General features: G+C 68.0%; 20 protein-coding genes. 7 read left to right on the top strand and 13 right to left on the bottom strand.

The window, feature by feature from the left end:
- Positions 1-28: 28 nt before the first annotated feature.
- Together pdeM and BoBH3_RS07225 are read right to left on the bottom strand one after the other, a co-directional pair.
- Positions 29-730: a ligase-associated DNA damage response endonuclease PdeM gene (gene pdeM, locus BoBH3_RS07230; RefSeq protein WP_262330088.1), complete on the bottom strand. Its 702-nt coding sequence runs from the start codon at positions 728-730 to the stop codon at positions 29-31.
- Positions 727-3,213, bottom strand: a complete 2,487-nt coding sequence (locus BoBH3_RS07225) for a ligase-associated DNA damage response DEXH box helicase (RefSeq protein ID WP_262330087.1) — start codon at positions 3,211-3,213, stop codon at positions 727-729. The genes pdeM and BoBH3_RS07225 overlap by 4 nt, the downstream gene beginning before the upstream one ends.
- A gap of 216 nt (positions 3,214-3,429) precedes the next feature.
- On the opposite strand from BoBH3_RS07225, the gene BoBH3_RS07220 reads away from it, so the two are divergent.
- Positions 3,430-4,140: a L,D-transpeptidase gene (locus BoBH3_RS07220; protein WP_262330086.1), complete on the top strand. Its 711-nt coding sequence runs from the start codon at positions 3,430-3,432 to the stop codon at positions 4,138-4,140.
- A gap of 90 nt (positions 4,141-4,230) precedes the next feature.
- Here BoBH3_RS07220 and BoBH3_RS07215 read toward each other — a convergent pair whose 3' ends face one another.
- A complete protein-coding gene (locus BoBH3_RS07215) occupies positions 4,231-4,896 on the bottom strand; it encodes a hypothetical protein (protein ID WP_262330085.1) in 666 nt (221 codons plus the stop codon).
- A 139-nt stretch (positions 4,897-5,035) separates the two neighbouring features.
- Complete coding sequence (locus BoBH3_RS07210; protein ID WP_262330084.1) at positions 5,036-5,995, bottom strand: class I SAM-dependent DNA methyltransferase; 960 nt, start codon at positions 5,993-5,995, stop codon at positions 5,036-5,038.
- Positions 5,996-6,018: 23 nt separating this feature from the next.
- Here BoBH3_RS07210 and BoBH3_RS07205 point away from each other — a divergent pair, with 23 nt between their 5' ends.
- On the top strand, positions 6,019-7,086 hold the full coding sequence (locus tag BoBH3_RS07205; protein ID WP_262330083.1) for a ligase-associated DNA damage response exonuclease: 1,068 nt from the start codon (positions 6,019-6,021) through the stop codon (positions 7,084-7,086).
- A gap of 7 nt (positions 7,087-7,093) precedes the next feature.
- On the opposite strand, the gene BoBH3_RS07200 is transcribed toward BoBH3_RS07205, so the two are convergent.
- Positions 7,094-7,849 (bottom strand): SGNH/GDSL hydrolase family protein, encoded by a 756-nt coding sequence (locus tag BoBH3_RS07200; RefSeq protein WP_262330082.1) that lies wholly within the window; start codon positions 7,847-7,849, stop codon positions 7,094-7,096.
- 158 nt (positions 7,850-8,007) lie between these two features.
- Between BoBH3_RS07200 and BoBH3_RS07195 the strand changes: the two genes are divergently transcribed.
- The 3 genes from BoBH3_RS07195 to BoBH3_RS07185 all read left to right on the top strand — a co-directional run bounded on the left by BoBH3_RS07195 (position 8,008) and on the right by BoBH3_RS07185 (position 10,908).
- On the top strand, positions 8,008-9,642 hold the full coding sequence (locus BoBH3_RS07195; protein WP_262330081.1) for a cisplatin damage response ATP-dependent DNA ligase: 1,635 nt from the start codon (positions 8,008-8,010) through the stop codon (positions 9,640-9,642).
- 93 nt (positions 9,643-9,735) lie between these two features.
- Positions 9,736-10,416 carry a response regulator gene (locus tag BoBH3_RS07190; protein ID WP_262330080.1) on the top strand — a complete coding sequence of 227 codons (681 nt, stop codon included), beginning with the start codon at positions 9,736-9,738 and terminating at the stop codon, positions 10,414-10,416.
- Between the two features lie 237 nt (positions 10,417-10,653).
- Complete coding sequence (locus tag BoBH3_RS07185) at positions 10,654-10,908, top strand: DUF6460 domain-containing protein (RefSeq protein ID WP_262330079.1); 255 nt, start codon at positions 10,654-10,656, stop codon at positions 10,906-10,908.
- An 18-nt stretch (positions 10,909-10,926) separates the two neighbouring features.
- On the opposite strand, the gene BoBH3_RS07180 is transcribed toward BoBH3_RS07185, so the two are convergent.
- From BoBH3_RS07180 to BoBH3_RS07165, 4 genes are all read right to left on the bottom strand, one after another.
- Positions 10,927-11,994 (bottom strand): ligand-gated ion channel, encoded by a 1,068-nt coding sequence (locus tag BoBH3_RS07180; protein WP_262330078.1) that lies wholly within the window; start codon positions 11,992-11,994, stop codon positions 10,927-10,929.
- Entirely contained in the window at positions 11,994-12,956 is a 963-nt protein-coding gene (locus BoBH3_RS07175; RefSeq protein ID WP_262330077.1) for a cache domain-containing protein, read from the bottom strand. Before BoBH3_RS07175 ends, BoBH3_RS07180 begins: the two co-directional genes overlap by 1 nt.
- 190 nt (positions 12,957-13,146) lie before the next feature.
- Positions 13,147-14,235, bottom strand: a complete 1,089-nt coding sequence (locus BoBH3_RS07170) for a quinone-dependent dihydroorotate dehydrogenase (protein ID WP_262330076.1) — start codon at positions 14,233-14,235, stop codon at positions 13,147-13,149.
- Positions 14,232-14,576 carry a DUF952 domain-containing protein gene (locus BoBH3_RS07165; protein ID WP_262330075.1) on the bottom strand — a complete coding sequence of 115 codons (345 nt, stop codon included), beginning with the start codon at positions 14,574-14,576 and terminating at the stop codon, positions 14,232-14,234. The genes BoBH3_RS07170 and BoBH3_RS07165 overlap by 4 nt, the downstream gene beginning before the upstream one ends.
- A gap of 166 nt (positions 14,577-14,742) precedes the next feature.
- On the opposite strand from BoBH3_RS07165, the gene BoBH3_RS07160 reads away from it, so the two are divergent.
- A complete protein-coding gene (locus tag BoBH3_RS07160; RefSeq protein WP_262330074.1) occupies positions 14,743-15,372 on the top strand; it encodes a S24 family peptidase in 630 nt (209 codons plus the stop codon).
- Between the two features lie 120 nt (positions 15,373-15,492).
- Here the strand turns inward: BoBH3_RS07160 and BoBH3_RS07155 are convergent, their stop codons facing one another.
- The 4 genes from BoBH3_RS07155 to BoBH3_RS07140 form a co-directional block, all read right to left on the bottom strand.
- Positions 15,493-16,950, bottom strand: a complete 1,458-nt coding sequence (locus tag BoBH3_RS07155; RefSeq protein ID WP_262330073.1) for a sensor histidine kinase — start codon at positions 16,948-16,950, stop codon at positions 15,493-15,495.
- An 11-nt stretch (positions 16,951-16,961) separates the two neighbouring features.
- Complete coding sequence (locus tag BoBH3_RS07150) at positions 16,962-18,389, bottom strand: FAD-dependent oxidoreductase (RefSeq protein WP_262330072.1); 1,428 nt, start codon at positions 18,387-18,389, stop codon at positions 16,962-16,964.
- Between the two features lie 100 nt (positions 18,390-18,489).
- Entirely contained in the window at positions 18,490-20,820 is a 2,331-nt protein-coding gene (locus tag BoBH3_RS07145) for a putative bifunctional diguanylate cyclase/phosphodiesterase (protein WP_262330071.1), read from the bottom strand.
- 173 nt (positions 20,821-20,993) lie between these two features.
- On the bottom strand, positions 20,994-21,935 hold the full coding sequence (locus tag BoBH3_RS07140; RefSeq protein ID WP_262330070.1) for an enoyl-CoA hydratase-related protein: 942 nt from the start codon (positions 21,933-21,935) through the stop codon (positions 20,994-20,996).
- A gap of 386 nt (positions 21,936-22,321) precedes the next feature.
- Here BoBH3_RS07140 and BoBH3_RS07135 point away from each other — a divergent pair, with 386 nt between their 5' ends.
- Positions 22,322-22,483: a hypothetical protein gene (locus tag BoBH3_RS07135; protein ID WP_262330069.1), complete on the top strand. Its 162-nt coding sequence runs from the start codon at positions 22,322-22,324 to the stop codon at positions 22,481-22,483.
- Positions 22,484-22,524: the final 41 nt, after the last annotated feature.

The raw sequence follows: 22,524 nt of genomic DNA, 5'->3' as shown, positions 1-22,524 counted from the left end.
ATGCGCGAGGCGGACGCAACCCGCTCCCTCAATCCGGAAGCAATAACCGTGAATCGATCCGAAACAACCGGCCGTCGCCGATGAGATGCGCGTTCACGCCGTCGCGGAACAGCGGCCGGAACGCTGCGTCGCGCAGGTTGAGGCCGCCCGCATAGGCACCCATGGCGGGCATGATGCAACGGCGCGCGGAGAGCGCGAAGCAGCGCCGCCTGATGGCCCGCCCGCGCATCCTGACTTTCGCCGCCGGATGAAGATGTCCTGCGATCTCGTATTCGCCTTCGCCTGGCTCGTGGCGCAGCGTCACGCCGGCGAGCGTGATCTCTGCCGCGCTCTCGCCGCCCATGGCACGGCTGATCGCGGGGTCGTGGTTCCCCGTGATCCAGAGCCAGTCGCGGCCCTGTTGCATCAGGTCGAGCGCGGCGCGCGTTTCCGGTGCGAGGCGATTTTCCGCATCGCGATCATGGAAGGAATCGCCGAGCGCGATCACGCGGGCGGGCCGAAGGCGCGTCGTGACGGAGGCGAGCGCTGCGAGCGTCGCGGTCGAATCATAGGGCGGCAGCATCACGCCGCGCGCCGCATAGGCCGAGCCCTTCTCCAGATGCAGATCGGCGACGACGAGCGTGCGCTCCTCCGGCAGCCAGAGCGCGCCCGAGAGGTCGGGCACGATGGCGAGCCGGCCGAGCATGAAGCCCGCCGCTTCCGCCGCCGTGATGCGCTGTGCCAGCGTCACGCCATTGCCTCTTCCGTCAGCATCGCTTCCGCCTCCGCCAGGATCTCGTCCGCCGCCTCGCCATAGACCGCCTCGCGCCCGATCTCGAGCATCACCGAGACGCCGAGCGGCGAGACATGGTCGAGCGGCTGATGCACGATTCGGCCGCTGATCCGTGTCAGCATCTCACCGAGCCGGCGAATGTCGAGCAGGCCCGTCGCCGCATCGGCGCGCGCCGCCTTGAGCAGGATATGGTCGGGCTCGTGCCGGCGCAGCACGTCGTAGACGAGATCGGTCGAGATCGTCACCTGCCTTCCGCTCTTCTCCTGCCCCGGAAAGCGCCGCTCGATCAGCCCGCCGATGATGGCGCAGGAGCGGAAGGTGCGCTTCATCAGCGCCGATTCCGCCATCCAGTCTTCGAGATCGTCGCCCAGCATGTCCTGCGCGAACAGGTCGTCGAGATCGAGTGCGCCGCGCGCGATCGCTGCCGTCATGTCGCCCAGCGTCCAGCAGGCCATGCCGTAATCGTTGCAGACGAAGCCGAGCGGGCGCATCCGGGCGCGCTCCAGCCGGCGCGTCAGCAGCATGCCGAGCGTCTGGTGGGCGAGGCGGCCTTCGAACGGGTAGGCGACGAGATAGAAGCGCCCACCGCGCGGAAAGGTCTCGACCAGGAGCTCGCCGGGCTTCGGCAGCCGCGATTTCAGCTTCTGCGCATGCAGCCAGGCGGAGACCTCCGCCGGCAGCGTGTTCCAGAGACCGGGCGAGGCCAGGATGGCGCGCACGCGCGCGGCGAGGAAGGTGGAGAGCGGGAACTTTCCACCGTCATAGGAGGGGATTTTCGGATCGGTGCCGGGCGAGGCGCGCGAGCACACGGCCTCGTTCTCGACGATGCCCTCGAAGCGCAGCACCTCGCCGGCGAAGACGAAGGTGTCGCCCGCCACCATCGTCTCGGCGAAATACTCCTCGATCTCGCCGAGCACGCGCCCGCCGCGGGTGATCATCCCTGGCTGGCCGGGCTTGCCGGCGCGCGCCCGGCCGAGCCGGACCTTCAGCATGGTCGCCTCGACGATGGTGCCGACATTCATGCGGTATTGCTGGATCACGCGGGCATGGCTGGCGCGCCAGAGGCCGGCCTTGTCCTGCCGGAGCTTGGCGAAGCGCTCATAGCTCTTCAGCGCATAGCCGCCGGTCGCGACGAAATTGACGACCGCGTCGAAATCCTCGCGGGCGAGGTCGGCGTAAGGGGAAGCGGTCTTCACCTCATCATAGAGCGCATCGGCCTGAAACCCGTCCGAGCAGGCGACGCCCAGCACATGCTGCGCCAGCACGTCGAGCGCGCCGATGCGCGGCGGCGGCGTATCCTGCGCCGCCTCGTGCACGGCTTCCAGCGCGGCGCGGCATTCCAGAAGCTCGAAGCGGTTGGAGGGGACGAGCAGCGCCTCGGAGGGCTCGTCCATGCGGTGGTTGGAGCGCCCGATGCGCTGGATCAGGCGGCTCGCCCCTTTGGGCGCGCCAAGATTGACGACGAGGTCGACATCGCCCCAGTCGATGCCGAGATCGAGCGTCGCGGTGCAGACCACCGCCTTGAGCCGCCCGTCCGCCATCGCCGCCTCGACCTTGCGGCGCTGCTGCGCGTCGAGCGAGCCGTGATGCAGGGCGATCGGCAGATTGTCGTCGTTGAGGTTCCACAGGGCCTGGAAAGCGAATTCCGCCTGCATGCGCGTGTTGACGAAGACCAGCGTCAGCTTGTGCGTGCGGATCGCTTCATAGACCTCGGCCATCGCATGCAGCGTGGTGTGTCCGGCGATCGGCAGGCGCCGCTCGGTGTCGAGGATGCCGATGCGCGGCTTCGCCCCGCCCGCGACCGTGATAAGCCCGGCCGGTGTCTCGGCGCCGCCGAGATAGCGCTGCAGATCGGCGGGCTCGCGCACCGTCGCCGACAGGCCGACGGCGGAGACCTGCGGCGCCAGCTCCTTCAGCCGTGCGAGATCGAGTGCGAGCAGGTCCCCGCGCTTGGATGTGACCAGAGCGTGCAACTCGTCCAGCACGATGCGGCGCAAATTCGCGAAAAAGGGCGCGGCGTCGCGATGCGAGACGAGCAGAGCGAGCTGCTCCGGCGTCGTCAGCAGGATGTCGGGCGGGCGCTGGATCTGGCGCGTGCGCTTGGCGGCGGAGGTGTCGCCCGTGCGCGTCTCGATGGTGATCGGCAGCCCCATCTCGCGCACGGGCGCTTCGAGATTGCGGGCGATGTCGACGGCGAGCGCCTTCAGCGGCGAGATGTAGAGCGTGTGCAGCCCGTCATGCTGGCCCTTGCGCTCGGCCAGTTCGACGAGCGAGGGCAGGAAGCCGGCGAGCGTCTTGCCGGCGCCGGTCGGCGCAACCAGCAGCGTCGAGCGCCCGGCGCGGGCCTCCTCCAGCAGCGCCAGCTGATGCGTCCGCACGCTCCAGCCGCGGCTGGCGAACCATGCCTCGAAGACGGGAGGGAGCGGGGAGGGGGCGGCCATGCCGGCCGAAGATAGGGGCATGGAAGGGAGAACGAAAGGGGAATGACGGAGGCGGCGAGGCCGCGGTCGTCACAGGCTCCGGCGCGCCGCGGCGCCTCAGGCGAAGGCACGATCTTGCCAGCCGGGCCTTGTGGCGGCAATGTCCCGGCCGGCAGGGGGCTTGGTGCATAGGGGCTGGAGAATTCTCCGCCGGGCAGCAGTGGGAAGTGCAGGGTCATGATTATCAATCGTTTCAATGACAATGCCGGCGAGATGGACGCGCGCGATGCGCTCCGGCGCAGGGCCGGTCTGCTCGACCGCCGGTCGTTCCTAGGGGGCTCGGCCGCCGGTCTCGGCGCGCTGGCGCTGGGCGGTTGCTCGGCGACGGGCGGCATGAGCCTCGCCGAGGCTGAGAAGGTCTACGGGCCGGTGCCGCAGGAGAAGTTCCCGATCCCGGCGGTCGATGTCACCAAGGTCGACGCGAAATATTTCCGTGCGACGGTCCCCTACGACACCAGGGAAGCGCCCGGCACGATCATCGTCGATCCCGGCAATTACTATGTCTATCGCGTGGAGGGCGACGGGCAGGCGACCCGCTACGGCGCCAATGTCGGCCGCGACGGCTTCCGCTGGACCGGAAACGCCTATGTCGGGCGCAAGTCCGAATGGGCGACCTGGACCCCGCCGAAGGAGATGATCAAGCGCCAGCCCGAGGCGGCGAAATGGGCGCGCGGCATGCCGGGCGGGCTCGAAAATCCGCTCGGCGCGCGCACACTGCATCTCTATCAGAACGGCGCCTATACGCTCTACACGATCTACGCCAGCAGCGATCCGGAGACGATCGGATCGGGCATCACCAGCGGCTGCGTCGGCCTGCTGAGCCAGGACATGATCCACCTGTATGACCAGACGCCGGTCAAGACGAAGGTGATCGTGCTGCCGGCCTAAAGGTTCGCGCGAACCCACGCCGTCACTCCGAGCTCGGCCCTGCGGGCCGCCCCGGAATGACGGCGTGGTTCTGCGGAAAATCGGCCCGCCTTAATTAGTGGCGAAGCAATAGATCAGGCCGGCGCCGCCGGTACCTTTCAGCGCGTCCTGGCTGCAGCCGCCGCGCGAGATATGCGACATGTTCCAGGATTTCGCAGCGGCCGAGTCGTCGAGCCCCCTGCGGTCATGGTGGCCCATCATCACGGCGCCCTCCGTGCCGCTCTTCGTGTAATTGCCGCAGGTCCGGTCCTCGCCGGCGGCGAAGGCCGTACCGTCCGCCTGCGACCCCGTCAGGATATCGTGGGTATTGGGTGTATCGCCGCCGCCGTTGACGATCTCGCCCTTCTCGGTGAGAGCGGTCTGCTTGGTGAGGTTGGCCGCGCCGCCATGCAGGTCGGCGACGCTGCTCGCGATCACCGCGCCCCTGGCATTGCGCCATGGCCCGGCGCCGATCCGGTCGCGCGCATTGACCGCCTGCGCGCCGCCAACGGCCTGCGTCGAGAGATAGGCCCGCCAGGTCTTGGCCCCGGCACCGGCCGCCTGCGCAAGGCGCTGGCAGATCGCGTCCGCGCCTGCGAGACCGCCGAGATCGGCGCCCTTGCCGGAGCCGGCGCTGGTGACGAAGAAACTCATCTCGGATGTCTGGGCTTGCGTGCCTGTCGCGGCCAGGGCAGCCAGTCCGGCGACGGCCAATAACTGAACGCATCTTGCGTGCATGATTCTACCTCCCTTTGGCTTTTTCGTTCTTAGGTGCGCTTCTATCCGGCATCGTTCGTGCCGGTCGGCGTAGGCCAACGCATTTTGCCAAGGTGGGGAGGAAAGCGCCGATTGATGGCGCAATCGCGGCGGCGTGCTTTCAGGCCTTCTCCGCGACGACCAACAGCCCCGGCACGGCCACACCGCGATCCTGCCGCGTGCTGGCAGGCTCGATAGATAGGGGAGCCAGCTTCGTCTTCTGCAATCGCTGACGCAGCCAGCCTTCCGCATGCGCGAACCGCCGATCCTCGCCGACCACCACGCCATCGCCCTGATGCGTCTGCACCGTGAAGGCCAGCAGGCCGCCGGGCGCGAGAACGCGCGCGCTCTGCGCGAAGCTTTGGCCCAACTCGCCGAGATAGACGAAGACGTCCGCCGCGATCACGAGATCGGCGGAGTTGTCCGGCCGGCTGGTCAGGAAGCTCGTCAGCCCTGCGACGGCGAGCTTGTCGTAGAGCGGGGCGCCGGCGGGCGTGGTCTTGGCCCGCGCCCGCTCGATCATGCGTGGCGAGAGATCGCAGCCGGCGAGGAAGCCGCTCTGCTCGCGGATGGCCTCGCCCATCAGCCCGGTGCCGCAGCCGAGATCGTAGACGGTCTCGAACCGGAAGGGCCGGCCCGCGTTGCTGCAAAAGCGCGCCAGCGCCGCCTTCAGCAGCTCTGGGGCGTTGTAATGCAGGGTCTGGGTGAGATGGCTGTCGAAGCGGTCGGCATAGGCGTCGAAGAGTGCGCCGGAGAAATTCTCCGAGGTCGCCTGCTCGGCCGAGATCGCGCCGATGCGGGCAAGGTCGAGCCGCGCGCCGAAATGATCGTTGGGATCGAGGTCGATGCATTGCCGCCAGGCGGTCGCCGCGTCCTCCCTGTGACCCAGCGCTTCCTGCGCCAGCCCGTAGAGATGCCAGGCGGCGGTGAAGTGGGAGGCTTCGGCCAGCGTCTGGTCGAGGATCTCGACAGCGGCTTGCGCGTCGCCTTCCTTCAGCGCAGCCTCGGCCCAGCCGTAGCGGCGGTCGAGCACCGGGTCGCCGGAGCTGGCGAAATGCGCGGTCTGGCCTGTCTCGGTCATGCCCACCGCTCTAGCCGAGGAGCATGACGCTGGCCAGACAGAGCGCCCGCTGGCGCCCCTCCGAATTGCTGGTGCCGACGCCGGAGGGGCTGTTCTGCCCGCCGGCCGGCATCCATATCGACCCGGTCCGTCCGGTGGAGCGCGCGCTGATCACCCACGGCCATTCCGACCATGCCCGCGCCGGCCACGGCTCCGTGCTGGCCACGCGCGAAACGCTTGCCATCATGGCGCTGCGCTATGGCGAGGGCTTCGCCGGCTCGCAGCAGGTGGCCGCGCCGGGCGAGACGATCCGGATCAGTGAGGTCGATTTCCGCTTCGTGCCGGCCGGCCATGTGCTGGGCTCGGCGCAGATCGTGGTGGAGAGCCGCGGCCTGCGCATCGTCGTCTCGGGAGACTACAAGCGCGAGCGCGACCCGACCTGTGCCGGCTTCGAGCCTGTGACCTGCGACATCTTCATCACCGAGGCGACCTTCGGCCTGCCGGTCTTTCGCCATCCATCGGCTGCGGGCGAGGTGGCCAAGCTGCTGGAGTCGGTGAGGCTTTTCCCTGAACGCACGCATATCGTCGGCGCCTATTCGCTGGGGAAGGCGCAGCGCGTCATGGCCCTGATCCGGGAGGCCGGCTACGCGGAGCCGATCTATATCCACGGCGCCGTCGAGAAGATCACCGAATACTATCAGGCGGAGGGAATACCGCTCGGCGAGGTCCGCATGGTGGCCGGCACCGACCGCAAGGCCCTGGGCGGCGAGATCGTCATCTGCCCGCCAAGCGCGGCACAGGACTTATGGGCCCGCCGCTTCCCCGACCCCGTCACCTCCTTCGCCTCGGGGTGGATGCGGATCAGGGCGCGCGCCCGGCAGAAGGGCGTGGAACTGCCGCTGGTCATCTCCGACCATGCCGATTGGGACGATCTGCTGGCGACCATCCGGGAGGTCCAGGCCGGCGAGATCTGGGTCACGCATGGCGAGGCCGATGCGCTCGTCCACTGGTGCGGCACGGCGGGCTTGAAGGCCAAACCGCTCCATCTCGTCGGTTATGGCGACGAGGGTGAGGCGGAACCGGTCGGGGAGGTTTCCGATGCGGCGTTCTGAACGCGGATCAACGCCCGGCAGAAGCCACCGGCTGGCCCTTGGCAGTCATGGCGGCGAAGGACATCGCCATGCCGCGTGCCAGGCAGTCATAGCCGGCATCGCTCATATGGAAGCTGTCGCCGGCGAGCACGCTGGCGAAGGCGGCGGCGTCACGCTTGTACCATCCGGTCATCGCGGCATAGCGGGAGAGAACCGGCACGGAGCGCTCGCGCGCCGTCTCGGCCACCGCGGCGACGTAAGTTCCGTAGCGCTGCGGGTCCTTGATGCCCGGGTAGAACTGCTGGTCGAGGATCACGAGCCCGGCGCCCGCGCCGCGCACGATGTCGATGCCTTCGCGGATCAGCTCCTTGAAGACATCCATGTTGCCGCCGGTGACGGCGTCGTTGGTGCCGACCTGCCAGATCACGAGGTCGAATTTCCCCTCGGCCATCAGCTGGCGCAACCGCTGGAAGGTCTGCGGCGCGGTCTCGCCGCCGATGCCGGCATTGACCATCTCGACCTTGGTCTTCGGCCAGGCCTGCTCCAGCAGCACGCGCAGCCGCTCCGGATAGGTCTTGTCCTTGGAGGAGGCGCCGACGCCCTCGGTCGAAGACGAGCCGATCGCGAGGATCTTGAGCTGATGGTCCTGCGCGATCTTGCCGGCCGGAACCGGGGAATTCGCCTCGGCGGCGGTCATCGTGGCGGGACGGCACTCGAAAGGGGCGGCCTGCGCGCTGCAGGCAAGCAGCGTCGCCGCGACAAGGCTGGAAACAAGCAGGCGCATCGCGGCGTCGGTTCCGGCATTCGTGTGATGATGTCCGCTTCCTTAGGGACGCGTTCCTGAATGCTATCTGAACGCGAGGGACAGGTGGCTATGCGAGGGACCAGCAAGCTTTGTGCCGGAATGCGCCGTCGGACGCGCCCCGCTCCGGGGTTCCGGCCATGAATCGTTTCGCCTGGCTGCTCGACCGCCTCGCCTATGAGCCACGCCGCAACGCCAAGATCGCACTGATCACCGATTACCTGCGCACCACGCCCGATCCCGATCGCGGCTATGCGCTGGCGGCGATGACGGGCGGGCTCGTCTTCCGCAATGCCAAGGCGGGGCTGGTCCGCGCGCTGGTCGCCGAGCGGACGGACCCGGTGCTCTTCGCGATGTCCTATGACTATGTCGGGGACCTGTCGGAGACGGTGGCGCTGATGTGGCCGGCCCGGCACGGCGCCAACGCCGTGCCGCATCTGCCCGAGGTCGTCGAGAGCCTTCGCGAGGCCGGCAAGACCGATCTGCCGCGCCTCGTCGCCTCATGGCTCGATGCGCTCGACGAGACCGGCCGCTGGGCGCTGCTGAAGCTCATTACCGGCGCTCTGCGCATCGGCGTTTCGGCCCGCCTCGCCAAGACGGCCGCAGCCAGCCTCGGCGGCGTTCCGGTGGATGAGGTCGAGCAGGTCTGGCATGGGTTGGAGCCGCCCTATGCCGAGCTCTTCGCCTGGCTGGAAGGGCAGGGGCCGCGGCCGGAGGCACGCGATCCGGCGCCCTTCCGCCCCGTCATGCTCTCGCACCCGATCGAGGACGGCGACTTCGACAAGCTCGACCCGGCCGAATTCAGTGCCGAATGGAAATGGGACGGCATCCGCGTCCAGGCGGCAAGCGGCCTGCGCGCCGACGGCACGCGCCTGACGCGGCTCTATTCGCGCACCGGGGAAGACATCGCCGCGGCGTTCCCCGATCTCGTCGAGGAGTTGACGCAGGACGGCGCGCTCGACGGCGAACTGCTGGTGATGCGCGAGAGCGCCGTCCAGAGCTTCAACACGCTCCAGCAGCGTCTCAACCGCAAGACGGTGACGGCAAAGATGCTGGGCGAGTTCCCCGCCCATATCCGCGTCTACGATCTCCTGGTCGATGGCGAGGAGGATATCCGCCATCTGCCCTTCGCGGAGCGCAGGCGGCGCCTGGAGGCCTTCCTCTCGCGGCTCGCCAGCGCGCGCTTCGATCTCTCGCCGGTCATTCCCTTCGCCTCATGGGAGGAACTGACCGCGGCGCGGGCCGATCCCGTCTCGGCCGGCGCGGGCACTGACGCCGAAGCGGTCGAGGGCTGCATGATCAAGCGCCTGGATTCGCCCTATCTTGCCGGCCGGCCCAAGGGCTACTGGTGGAAATGGAAGCGCGACGCGCGGCTTGTCGACTGCGTGCTGATGTATGCCCAGCGCGGCCACGGCAAACGCTCCTCCTTCTATTCGGACTACACCTTCGGCGTTTGGCGGAGCGGGGAGGCCGGCGAGGAGCTGGTGCCGGTCGGCAAGGCCTATTTCGGCTTCACCGACGAGGAACTGCTGGAGATCGACAAATACGTCCGCAAGAACACGGTGAACCGCTTCGGCCCGGTGCGGGAGGTGACGCATGACGCCGGCAGCGGCCTCGTCTTTGAAGTGGCCTTCGAGGGGTTGCAGCGCTCGACGCGGCACAAATCCGGCCTCGCCATGCGCTTTCCCCGCATCAATCGCATCCGCTGGGACAAGCCGCCGCGCGACGCAGACCGCATCGATGTGCTGGAATCGATGCTGCAGACGAAGGGTTGAGGCCCGAATGGGTTGCACCTCTGCGTTTGCAATGCTTGTGGTGCACGCGTTCGCTGAGGCAAAATATCCGGGCGAGGCAAGGGAGTGGATGCGATGAGCAAGCAGCCTTCGACACGGATCGTCATCGCGGACGACCATCCGCTCTTCCGCGGCGCGCTGCGACAGGCGGTTTCCCACGCCATCGAGGGCGCCGAGGTCAGCGAGGTCGGCTCGCTGGAAGCCCTCACGGAAGCGCTGGCCAGCGGCGGCGACGCGGATCTCGTCCTGCTCGATCTCACCATGCCCGGCGTGCAGGGCTTCTCCGGCCTGCTCTTCCTGCGCGCCGACCATCCCGAGATCCCGGTCATCGTCGTCTCGGCCAATGACGACCCGGCGGTGATTCGCCGCTGTATCGAATTCGGCGCGCTCGGCTTCCTGCCGAAGACCGCCGACGTCGCCCAGATGGGCGAGGCGATCCGCGCCGTGCTCGACGGCGGGGTCTGGACGCCGCCGGGAGTCGACCTCTCCGCCCCTGTCGACGCCGAGGTCGCCGACATGGTCCGCCGCCTCTCGACCCTAACGCCGCAGCAAGTGCGCGTGCTGATGATGCTGTCCGAGGGGCTTCTCAACAAGCAGATCGCCTATGAGCTCGGTGTCTCCGAGGCGACGGTAAAAGCGCATGTCTCGGCGATCCTGACCAAGCTCGACGTCGACAGCCGCACCCAGGCCGTCATCGCCGCCTCGAAGATCGCCGGCACAGCCTGGGCGACGGCCGGGGCATCCGCGACGGTTTAGGGGAAACGCAGCCCTCATCCTGAGGAGCGGGCGGAGCCCGCGTCTCGAAGGATGGTCCAGTGATCTCGGAAGCCTCCTGAAGCATCCTTCGAGACGCCGCTGACGCGGCTCCTCAGGATGAGGGCTGCGGGAAACTGCGGACAGCGTTCAGCCGCCATTCAAGCGAAACGGATTTCAGGTTAAGACGAAGCGCCCCGCGGTTCGCGAGGGCGCCCAACAGGAATGGCCAAGGCTTCCATGGAACGGTTTCTCGGCGGCTCGCCTCTCAGCGTCCTCGTCCGCCTGATCTTCATCTCGCTGCTGGTCGGCGCGGCCCTGGCCTTCCTCGGCCTCTCGCCGCAGGGGCTTCTGGAATCGGCCGTGCGCTTCCTGCGTTCGATCACGGGCCTCGGCTTCGGTGCGGTGCGTGAGGTCGGGCAGTGGATCGTGGCGGGCGCGCTGATCGTCGTGCCACTCTGGCTGCTGATGCGGCTCTTCGCGGCGCGGCGCTGAGCGCCTGGCTGGCCGTCGTCAGGTCGGTAGCGCCCGGATCGCCGCGCCCAGGCAGATGATCAGCATGATTGCGGGCATGGCCCAGCGCAGGTGCAGGCGGAGCGCCGCGGCCTCGCCGTTCCACCGAAAATGGGGGCTGGCCACCGCCACCGACAGCACGATCTCGAACAGCAGCACCGCCACCAGATAGAGATAGCCGAGCGAGATCATCTCCGCGACGGGCGTATTCAGCGAGATCGAGCCCGGAAAGCTGGATTCGAACGTGAAGCTGATCGCCGCCAGCGCCAGCAGCGAGGAGAAGATCAGCCCACCCTTGTCCTGTTCCTTCAGGCCCGGCGACCAGAGCACGAAGAGCGACACGGCCAGAACGGCGATGATGGGGATGAAGACGCGCAGAAGGTAGCGTTCGGCATAGCGGGCGATCGTGACCGTGGCGTTCAGCCGCGAATAGGAGCGCGCATTCCAGCCCATCACCAGATCGTTGGAGAAGCGCACGCCGATGGGGCGCCAGTCGACGACCGAGAGGCTGTTCTCGATGCCGGAGAACGAGCGGTCCTCCTCCGTGGTCAGCACGACGGCCTCCTGCTGCGCATAGCGCGGCAGCGAAAGCCCGATCGCCAGCTTCTGCCTGTCGAAGGGGAAGGCGTCCATGTTCATCCGGAAGCGGAAGTCGCTCTCGAAGCGCTCGATCAGCACGACCTCGCCATTGGCGTGAACGGACAGGGCGACGGTGCGCGAATCCTTCTCGCCGATCTGGTTGTCGAGCGACAGGCCCGGGGACCAGATCGTCTTGAGATGCTCGTCCGCATCGTCGCCGACGCGGTCCTCGCGTGCGAGCCCCCGCGCGACGGCATCGAAGGTCAGGCGCGGATCGTGCCAGCGCTGGGTCAGCTCCAGATGCAGCCGTCCCTGGCCCGACACCTCCTTGATTTCGAGCACGTTGAGCACGCGCAGGGCGACGCGCACCCGGACGGGCAGCTCGACGGACATGGGCAGGCCCGGCTTGCCGGCACTTGCCGCTTCGTCGGCCAGCGCCCCATGCCCGGGAGAGGCGAACAGCAGGAGCAAGAGGAGCAGGGCGCGCATCACACGTCCTGCCGCCGCCTGGGTGCCAGCATGAGGAAGCCGACAAAGGCGAGGATGCCGCCGCAGAGCGCGATCACCCAGAGCTCGGTCATGAGGCGCCGCCAGTCGGAGCGGGGCTCCTCCTTGAGCACCAGCACCATCCCTACGAGCTTGCCGGAAAAATCGACCAGCGGCTGGGCCATGAAGCCGTAGCTGCCCTCGCCGATCTGCCGCTTGCCGATCTCGACATCGCGCAGCGGCTTGATCGGCTGCGCGCGCAGCAGGGTTGAGAACAGGGCCTCGTCGGTCGAGGCCATCACCGTCAGATTGCCGATGGTGGGCAGCTTCGGGTCGAGGGCGACGCCGCTGAGCGAGGTTGCGGCGACGACAGCGACCTCGGCATTCGTCGAGGCCTTCACGATGTCCAGGAGAGGGCGCAGTTCCACCCCGGTCTCCATGGTGCCGACGAGCTCTCCGCCCTGTTCGACCAGCGCCACGCCGCGGATTCCGATGCCGGCGATACCGATTTCCACGCCGGTCTGGGCTCGCCGCAGGCGGTTCGCGGCGACGATCATCGCCCGAAAGGAAGAGATGTCGTCCCCGTGCTGGTCGGGACGATGCATGCGCAGGAGATAGCGCAGGTCCTTTCTGTGGTAGCCGAAGATCTGGATATTGGCCTGTCGGCTCAGGTACAGATAGGCATCCCGCGACAACGCCTCGAGGCGCGGGCGGTCACCGGCGGCGAGGGCTTCGCGAATCTGGGCGTTGCGCGCGAAGGACTCTGCCAGCGAGAGCGAGAATTTCGCGGCCTGGTCGAAGCTGGAATTCAGCAGCGTGCCGACGAGCCGCATCTGGGTCTCGCGGTCCCGCTCGGCGACGTCGTCGAGACTGCGGGTCTGGTGCCAGAGCATCGCGCCCAGAATCGACGCGATGAGAAGCGCGGGCAGAAGAGCGCTCCGAAAGCGCTTGTAGTCGGTCGGCACCTAGAAACCCCCTGCGCCGTCTTCGGCGAGATCGGGGCTGGTTGCGAAAGCGACCGGCCTGCCCGCAGATCCGCCTGACGACGTGCAGCGCGGCGGATATGGCAGTGAGGTGGATGGCGCAAGGGCTTTCAGTTGCGCGCGTGCGTTTCTCCCCGGTTCAGAACGCGGTCAGCACCGCTGTGGTAAGCGATCAGAGCTTCTCCCCGCGCGCGATCGCCGCCGCGTCGCGGCCGATCAGGGCCGTGAGGCGCGTCAGCCCCGCGCGGCGGGCCTGCTGGGAGAGGCCAGCCTTGATCTCCCTGGCCAGCCCCGGCCCCTTGAACACCATCGCCGAATAGAACTGCACCAGCGTCGCGCCGGCGCGGATCTTGGCGAAGGCGGTCTCGGCCGAATCGACGCCGCCGACGCCGATGAGCGGGAACTGCCCTTCGACGCGCAGGAAGGTCTCGGCCAGGATGCGGGTCGAGGCGGCGAAGAGCGGCTTGCCGGAAAGCCCGCCCGTCTCGGTCCTGGCGGCGCTGCGCAGGCTCTGCGGCCGATCGATCGTGGTGTTGGAGACGATCATCCCGTCGATGCCGCGCTTGCGGGCGACGGCGACCATGCCGTCGAGCTCCGGCGGCGTGAGGTCCGGCGCGATCTTGATCAGCACCGGTGTGCGCCGGCCGCCTGCGGCCACCTCGTCGCGGGCGGCGAGCGTGCGGGCCACAAGGTCGTCGAGCGCCGTCTCTGCCTGCAGGTCGCGCAGGCCCGGCGTGTTGGGCGAGGAGACGTTGATTGTCAGGAAATCGGCGAGCGGCGCGAGCCTGCGGGCGAGGATGGCATAGTCCGCGGCGCGGTCGGCCGATTCCTTGTTGGCCCCGAGATTGACGCCGACAACGCCGGGCTGGCCGCGCCGGGCCGCGAGGCGGCTCGCCACCGCCTCCATGCCTTCGCTGTTGAGGCCGTAGCGGTTGATGACAGCCTCGTCCTCCGTCAGCCGGAAGACGCGCGGGCGCGGATTGCCGGGCTGCGGCAGAGGCGTCACCCCGCCGACCTCGACGAAGCCGAAGCCGAGCCCGAATGCGCCCTTGATCGCCTCGGCATTCTTGTCGAAGCCGGCGGCAAGGCCGACCGGGTTGGGGAAGGTCAGGCCGAAGGCCTCCGTCGCCAGAACCGGGTCGTCGGAGCCCGGCTTCAGCGCAGGCGCGGCGGCGAGCCCGGCGACCGCCATGCGATGGGCCGTCTCCGCATCCATGCAGTGGATCAGCGGGCGGGCGAGGTTGAACAGGTTGCCGATCATGCGAGGCTCTCAGGAATAGCGTGGCTGCCGTCGGCCCGCAGGGGAAGCGGCGCGATCCAGCGCGCCGCCTTCGGGTCGAGCGGGGCGTAGAGATGCGGGAACAGCGCCCCGCCGCGCGAAGGTTCGTAGCGCAACGCCGCGCCGAACCGCGAATCATCGACCGCGATCAGCAGTAGCCCGTGCTGCCCGGCGAAATGCTTCGCCGCCGTCTCGGCCAGCTGGGACGCGGTGGAGAAGTGGATATAGCCATCGGCGAGATCGACCGGGGCGCCGTCGAAACGGCCTTTCGCCTCCGCCTCGGACCAGAGCGCGGCGGGACATATCTTGTAGATCAGGGGCACCGGAAATCTCGCGGGGACATCACGGATACCCGGATAAGCACTGGCAGGAGGATTCCGCAAGCCGCCAGCGAATCATGGCAGAAATCGGATTGAAATCTTATGCGGTAGGGGATATTTCCTATATCCAATCCCCGCCCCACGGCAAGAGCGAAGCGAGGCCTGCGCGATGCTGTCACATGACCAGATCTGGGGGGCGATCGACACGCTCGCCCAGCGCTACGGTTTCACCGCCTCGGGGCTGGCGCGCAAGGCGGGCCTCGACGCCACGACCTTCAACCGCTCCAAGCGCGTCGGCCCGGACGGGCGCGAGCGCTGGCCCTCGACCGAGTCGATCGCCAAGATCCTGGCGGCGACGGGCGCCTCGCTCGACGAGTTCATGAGCGTGGTGCTGCGGCGGGAGCCCGCGCCGGCACGGACCATTCCGCTGATCGGCTTCGCCCAGGCGGGCTCCGGCGGCTTCTTCGACGATGGCGGCTTTCCGGCCGGCGCCGGCTGGGAGGAGGTCGCGTTTCCCGGCGTCACCGACGACAAGGCCTATGCGCTGGAGATCTCGGGCGATTCGATGCTGCCGCTTTATCGGGACGGCGACACCATCATCGTCTCGCCGACCGCGACGGTCCGGCGCGGCGACCGTGTCGTGGTAAAGACGGTGGAGGGGGAGGTGCTGGCCAAGCAGCTCAGGCGACAGACGGCCAAGACCGTCGAGCTCGCCTCCCTCAACCCGGAGCATCCCGACCGCGTGCTGAACCTCACCGAGGTCGCCTTCATGGCGCGGGTGATCTGGGCGAGCCAGTAGGCACACACGCGTCATTCCGGGGCAGGCCGAAGGCCTGAGCCCGGAGCCCATGAACACGACGAAATTCCAGAGAAGGTGGACAGCCGCAGAGCGGTATCAATCTGGGTTCCAGCTTCGACTCTAATGCCCGTTCCCGCGCCGCGCCGGCAGCGCGACGAGGAAGACCGCACCGGAGCTTGAGGGCTCGAGCGCGATCCGGCCGCCATGGAGCCGGACGAGCTCCGCCGCGATGGCCAGCCCCAGCCCCGTCCCGCCCGGCGTCACCGAGCCGCGGAAGGCCTGGAACAGATTGGCCCGTGCCCGCTCCGGCACGCCCGGCCCGTTGTCGATGATGCGCAGCGCCACCGAACCGTTCTCCGCCCCGCCGGTCACCGTCAGGAGGGGCTGGTCGTCTTCCTCGGCCCCGGCCTGCGCCAGCGCCTGGACGGAGTTGCGCATCAGGTTCGTCAGCACCCGCGCGAGCTGGTCGGGGTCGCAAGGCGCGCTCAGCTCAGCCGGAACCTTGTTCTCGAAGCGCAGCCGGGCATTGCCGGGGATGCCGAGCATATCCGCCTGCTCGGAAACGAGTTGGCGCAGGACGACATCGCGAATGACGGGGTTCGCCTCGGCAGCGCGGCCATAGGCGAGGGTGGCCTGGCAGAAATCGATGGCGCGCCCCAGCGTCGCGATCAGCCGTGGGGCGAAGCGGCGGATCTTGGCGTCGCGCGTCTCGACGAGCTGGTCGGACATGAGCTGCGCAGCCGCCAGCATGTTGCGCAGATCGTGGTTGATCTTGGAGACGGCGAGCCCGAGTTCGGCGAGGTGCTTCTTGGTCCGCAGCTCCTCGGCGAGCGTCTGCTCCATGCGGGCGAGGGCCCGCTCGGCCTCGCCGATCTCGTCGGCGCGCAGCGTCGGCTCGATGATGCGCTGCGGGTTCTCCGGATCGCTCTCGAACTCCATTACATTGGTCGCCAGCCGCCGGATCGGGCCGATGATCAGCGAATTCAGCGCGACATAGAGAGCCAGCGCCGCCAGCGCGGTGATGACCAGCGATACCAGCAGTAGAGTGGCCGAGAACTTCAGCATCGCCCGGCGCAGCGGCGCCTCGTCGATGACGATCTCGACGAAATCGGCACCGCCGACGGCCTCGCCCACCACGCGGATCGGCATCGTCGCCGGCGCGACCAGCACGGCGAGCGCCTGGTTGACGGCGCTCAGCCAGTCGAGGCTGCGCAGGTCGACGGAGCGGGAGACTTCCGGCGGCGGCATCGAATCGAGGCTGAGCAGCCGGCGCGCGCCGCCGACCCGTGCGGCGATGGCCCGGGCGCCGACGCCCATCAGCAGCCGGTTCTCGCTGCCTTCGGGCAACCCGTCCTCGGGCGCCCCCTCCAGCACCAACGCCGCGACCTGCGCCGCCGCGATGCGGTCGTTCAGCCAATTGCGTCGGAAGTTCGCGATCGAGGGCACATAAATCAGCACCTCCGCCAGCATGACGAAGAGCACGGTGACGAGCAGGAGCTTGGCCGAAAGGCCGAGCCGGGTCAGGCTCCGCGGCTGGCTGATCGACAGGTCGTTCCTCTGCAGCCCTGGCTTGTGCATCGCCCGCGATCTTAGCCGAAACGGCGCAGAAAGCCGATCAGGCGGCGGATGCGGGGGCTCGCGGCTGTCGAGGCATGGAAGGAGAGGGCCACCCGGCGCGAGGCCTGCGAGCGGCCGAGCGCGGGCATGGCGATGCCGGCCATCGCGGCGGCGTCGATCCCGGCTTTGACGGCCACGCACCAGGGCGCGATCAGTTCGCCCGCGCCCTCCGCGACGATGGTGACGCCCAGCAGGCGGCCCTTCGCATCGGTAACGAGCTTGATGAAGCCGTCGGCCTCACCGGCCATGCGCGCTCCCGCGATCTCGGCGAAAGGCCAGCGCAGCACGCGGATCGTACCGGCCTTGGCCCGGGCGGCATCTTCGGACAGGCCGATCGCGGCGATCTCCGGCTGGCACGGAGCGATGCGCGGATAGCTCGCGGGATCGATCCGCACCGGCTGGCGGAACAGGATGCTGCGCAGGATCAGCCCGACATGGTCGTCGCCAGCCTGGCCGGAGGCAGCGGCCCCGACGCCACCCGCGCAGCCGCCCAGCGCATAGACGCGGCGATTGGCAGTCCGGAGGCTTTTGTCGACGAGGATGCCCGTGGCGTCGTGGCGAATTCCGGCAAGATCGAGTTCGAGTCCTCCGATCTCCGGCCGACGGGGCGCGGCGATGAAGAGCTGCGAGCCCTTGACCACCTTCTCGCCTTCGGGCGTGGAGAGGACGAGCCGCAGGCCCGTGCGGGAGCGCTCAGCCCGCAGCGGCCCATGACCTTCATGGATCGCAAGCCCTTCGCGCAACAGGCGGCGGCGCGTGATGTTGACCGCCTCGGCATCGTGCTCAGGCATCAGCCCTTCGGGCGCGACGAGCGACACCGTGCTGCCGAGGCGCTGCATCGCCTGCGCCAGGGCGGTGGCCATGCCGTCGCCGCCCAGCACGATGGGGCGCTCCGGCAGGCGGGTCAGCCCCGCCAGGTCGTCCTCGGAGAGCACGGATACGGAATCGAGGCCTGGCAGGTCCGGGGCTGCCGGCCGGCCGCCGGTCGCGATGACGAAGCGCCGCGCCTTGATCGCCTGGTCGCCGACCATGACGGTGCTGCGGCTGGAAAAGCGTGCCGTGCCGCGGACGATCACGATCCCAAGGGCCTTCAGCCGCTCCTCGGTCGTGTCGATGGCCTCGGCCGACAGCACACGGCGGACATGGTCATGGAAAGGCGCGGGCAGGGCAGGCGCTCCGCCCTTCCGCATCGTCTGCGCCAGGGCAGCGGCCTCGATCAGCGTTCTGGCGGCAAGCGGCGCTCTGCTGCCGCCTGTCTCGCCGCGTTCGACCAGCACGACCGATACGCCGAAGGCCGCGGCGGCAGTCGCCACCGCAATGCCGTTCGCGCCCGCGCCGATGACGCAGATGTCGGGTGTCAACGCGGCAGGTGGTGCCGTTTTGGCCGTGCCCTCGCTCACGTAAAGTCCTGCTTCGCTGCCGCCTTCATCGCAGATGCGTCGTCGAGCGGGCGGAATCAAGGCCGCTGCACGGCTGCCGTGCAAAAACCCTGTGCGCCTCTCAGGCGACGCTGCGGTTGCCGCCGCGGGCCTTGATGACCGCCAGCGGTTCCGGCCGGCCGAACAGGAAGCCCTGCGCCCGGTGCGCGCCGAGGAGCTGGACGGCGATCCGCTGCTGCTCGGTTTCGATGCCTTCCACCACGACGGTCATCTGCAGGCGGCGGGCGAGCTGGCAGACCGCCTCGATGACCGCTTTCGGCGCCTCGTTGGTATGGACCTCGCGGGCGAAGCTCTGGTCGATCTTCACCTGCGCGAAGGGGTATGTGGAGAGATAGGCGAGCGAGGAATATCCGGTGCCGAAATCGTCCAGCGCGAAGGTCACGCCAAGCGCCCGGAGGTCGTCGAGCACCTGGAGCGTCAGCTTGTTGTCCTCGATCAGCAGCGATTCCGTCACTTCGAGCATGAGGCGCCGCGATTCAAGCCCGGAGGCGAGCAGCGCTTCCTTCACGGTCTCGACGATTCGCCTTGGTTCGCGGAACTGCAGCGGCGAGACGTTCACCGAGAGCCCGACATTCGGCTCCCAGCCGGCAGCATCCTTGCAAGCCTGCCGGATCGCCCAGTCGCCCATCATGCCGATCAGGCCGGATTGCTCGGCGATCGGGATGAAGACGCCGGCCGGCACCATGCCGCGCGTCGGGTGGGCCCAGCGCATCAGCGCCTCGCGGGAGATGATCTCCTGCGTCTTCAGGTCGACAATCGGCTGGTAGTAGAGCTCGAGCGAACCGTTGGCGAAGGCCTCGCGCAGAGCGACCTCGAGCTCATGCCGCTCCAGCATCTCCTCGGCCATGGCCGGGTTGAAGAACATCAGCGTGTTGCGGCCGGCCGCCTTGGCCTTGTAGAGCGCGGTGTCGGCATGGCGCAGCAGGTCCGCGGGCCTCCGGCCGTCGCTCGGCGCCATGGCGATGCCGATGCTGGCGGTGACATAGACGGTCTTCCCGTCGACATCGAAGACGCGCGTCATCGCGTTGATCATGCGCTGCGCGATGGCTGTGACGATGGCGTGGTCGGCCGAAGGCAGGATCGCCAGGAACTCGTCGCCGCCGAAGCGCGCCAGCAGGTCGTTGGCGCGGATCGCGCTGCGCAGCCGGCTTGCCGTCTCCATCAGCACCTGGTCGCCGACATCATGGCCCAGGCTGTCATTGACCTGCTTGAAGCCGTCGAGATCGACATAGAACAGCGCGAAGGCCTCGCCCGTGCGCTCCAGCCGGGCGAAGGCTTCCCTGATCTGGGCATTGTACTCGAAGCGGTTGGCGAGGCCGGTGAGTTCGTCGAACCGGGCCATCTGCTCGATGCGGGCCTCCGTCGCCTTCCGCTCCGTCGCGTCCTCCGTCAGCATCAGGATGCCGCCTTCGGCCGCCGGAGCGAAGGTGACGACCAGCACGAGCCCGCTGCGGGTCACCACCTCGCGGCTCGCCGCGGTCTGCGTCTTCTGCACCGTGTCCAGCCCCCCGCGCAGATCGTGCAGCTGCTCCTTGCTGATCACCTGCCGCTCGACGAGGAAGCGGGCGATCGCGGTCATCGGCGTGCCGGGCAGGGAGAGGGTCTCGGGCAGGCCGTAGAGGCTGCTGTGCGGGGCGTTGGCGACAGCAAGCTTCAGGTTGGCGTCGAACATCGCCAGCCCGTCGATCATCGTATTCAGCGCGGCGTCGAGCGTCAGGTTCTGGGAGTGCAGGGCCGAGGCGAGCGCCTTCGATTGCTTGGTCGCGTCGCTAAGCGCCAGCAGGTTGCGGTGCAGCGAGTTGGTGATCGCGATGTTGGCGGCGAGATAGAGGAAGGCGAAATAGCCGATGTAGCGATAATACGGGTTGTGGGCTCCGATCAGGCCGATCGCCATCGGGACGCAGAACATCATCAGCTGCACGGCGACGAATTTCGGCCGGCCGGCATTGCGCGCGACATAGCCGGACGCCAGCGCGATCGTGGACGCGACCGAGGTGATATGCGCGGCCGGGTCGTCGGTCTGGACCAGCGCGACATAGCAGCTGTAGCCCAGCACCGCGCTGAATACCGTCGCGCCGATGAAGTAGTCGCGGTCCCACCGGCGCGTCTGCGCATAGCTGTCATTGGCATGGCTGAGCCGCCGATAGGCGACGACGGTCATCACCCGCAGAACCACCACCACCGTCACGACGATGGTGAGGGTCATGAAGATGTCCATGCCGGTCGAAAGCCAGCACAGGAAAGGCGTCAGGATACCCGCGATGCCGCCAGGAATGATCGAGGCCGGCGAGGAGAACAGCGACGAGACCAGCAGCGTATAGCCAGCCAGGTCGACGTCACCGCCCCGGTCGCGCCCGCCAGCCGCCATCAGTCGCTTGAGCGCGCCTGCCATACACTCCTGCCTTTGCCGCTCTCTGCGGTGCGATGGGCGATGTCCGGATGTCGCCTATCATGCGGAGGTTTTTAAGGCGTCAGAGGTAAATGCTTCGTATGGCCTCGTCACAGTTTTTCTGAATATAGGGCGGATTTTGCCCATCAATTCGGAAATATCGCCCTAGAACAGGCTCAAACGGCGGCCAGATGCCGCTGGTAGACGCGCGACAGCATCCGGTCCTGCGTCTGCGCGATGCGCTGCAGCTTCGAGATCGCGCTCGGCGTCAGGCGCAGCATGCAGTCCGTCCAGATCTGGCCGAGATGGGAGAGCTCCTCCCTCAGGTCGCCCGAGCGGCGGTTGAAGGCGGAGAACAGCGCCGTCCGGGCGGCATGGCTCGGCAGTGAGTCCGCGCAATACTTGCGGATCCAGGCCTCGCCCGTCCCGGTCGGCACCACGGCGTCGAGAGCGCCCGCCGCCATGAACGCGCTTGCGCTCATGTCCTCGCCGGAGAGCAGCATCTGCTCGGCCGCGCGCTGCCCCATCCGCCGCGAAAGGATCGCGACTGCCGTGATCGGGAAGTGGTTGAACTTGATCTCGGGGTAGACGAACGAGGCCTGCTCCTCGGCGATCATCACGTTGCAGGAGCGCGGCGCGTCGATGCCGCCGCCGATCGCCTTGGCATGGATGGTCGACAGCGTGACCACCAGCCCGTTCAGGCCGTTCGAGTTCCAGATCGCCCCTTCCGCCGAGAGCCGCGCATATTCGGCGAGCGCGGCCCGGTCGTTCTTCGCCAGGCAGTCCAGGTAGAAGTCCAGATCGCCGCCGAGCGTGAAGAACGGGCCGGCGCCGCGGAAGGCCAGGAAGCGAACCGGAGCGCGGTGATACTGGTCCGGCGCGCCCCACAGCGCGACGATCGCGCTCTGGATCTTAACCAGGCTGTCGAGCAGCTGCAGCGTGAAGACCGGCTTCAGCTCCGGCCGGATCGTGACCCAGAGCGTCTGGATCTCCCGCTCATAGGCGAGCTCCACCTCCGGCAGGAAGCCGGCCTTGTAGCGGATCGCGTCGATGACCTCGCAGCTCTCCTGAAGGGCCGGGGCTATGAGCTCGGCTCTGCTCGTAAGCGACTGCAACATCTCGCTACTCCGCAACGCAACGCATCGACACCGGCAGGGTAAACAAGCTTAACAAGTTGTAAACGAGTTCTGCCGGAAATGGTTAACAGCCTTAATCTGTTTTCATCGATTGCGCATCGAAGCAATCTCGCCAGTCGTGCAGCGCGCAGTGTGATTTTTCTGAAGATTTCAAGATGAGTGCGTGCTGCGACATAAATCGCCGAAGAGAAGCGGCCGAAACGACATGATATTCTCCGGCCGCGCGTGCTGATCATGCCGCTGGGGTGCGCAGGGAGTGGCTGTGCGTCGGTCCGGAACGCTTGTCGCGGGCTGGTCCTGCCGCTAACGATACCGCGCCCCGAATTCGCCGCGTTCCCAGCGTTCAACACCGATGTCGAGCTGATGCCGTGACTCGCCAGACAGCCGAGGACGAGAAGCAGGCGCGCCTAGCCGCCGCGCTCCGCGAGAACCTGAAGCGCCGCAAGGCCCAGGCTCGCGCTCGCCGCTCGGAAGAGGCGAAAGCGCAGGAGCCGGCGACGTCCCCTCAGGCCGATCCTCCCCGGTCCTGATTTCCCTTTGTTTCATGGGCCGCCGGCTCTGCGCCGGGTGG

It is taken from the genome of Allobosea sp. BH3, from assembly GCF_025499465.1.
Taxonomy (GTDB): Bacteria; Pseudomonadota; Alphaproteobacteria; order Rhizobiales; family Beijerinckiaceae; genus Allobosea.
Note: the sequence above shows the minus strand (reverse complement) of the source record. Positions and strands in the feature narration are given on the sequence as shown.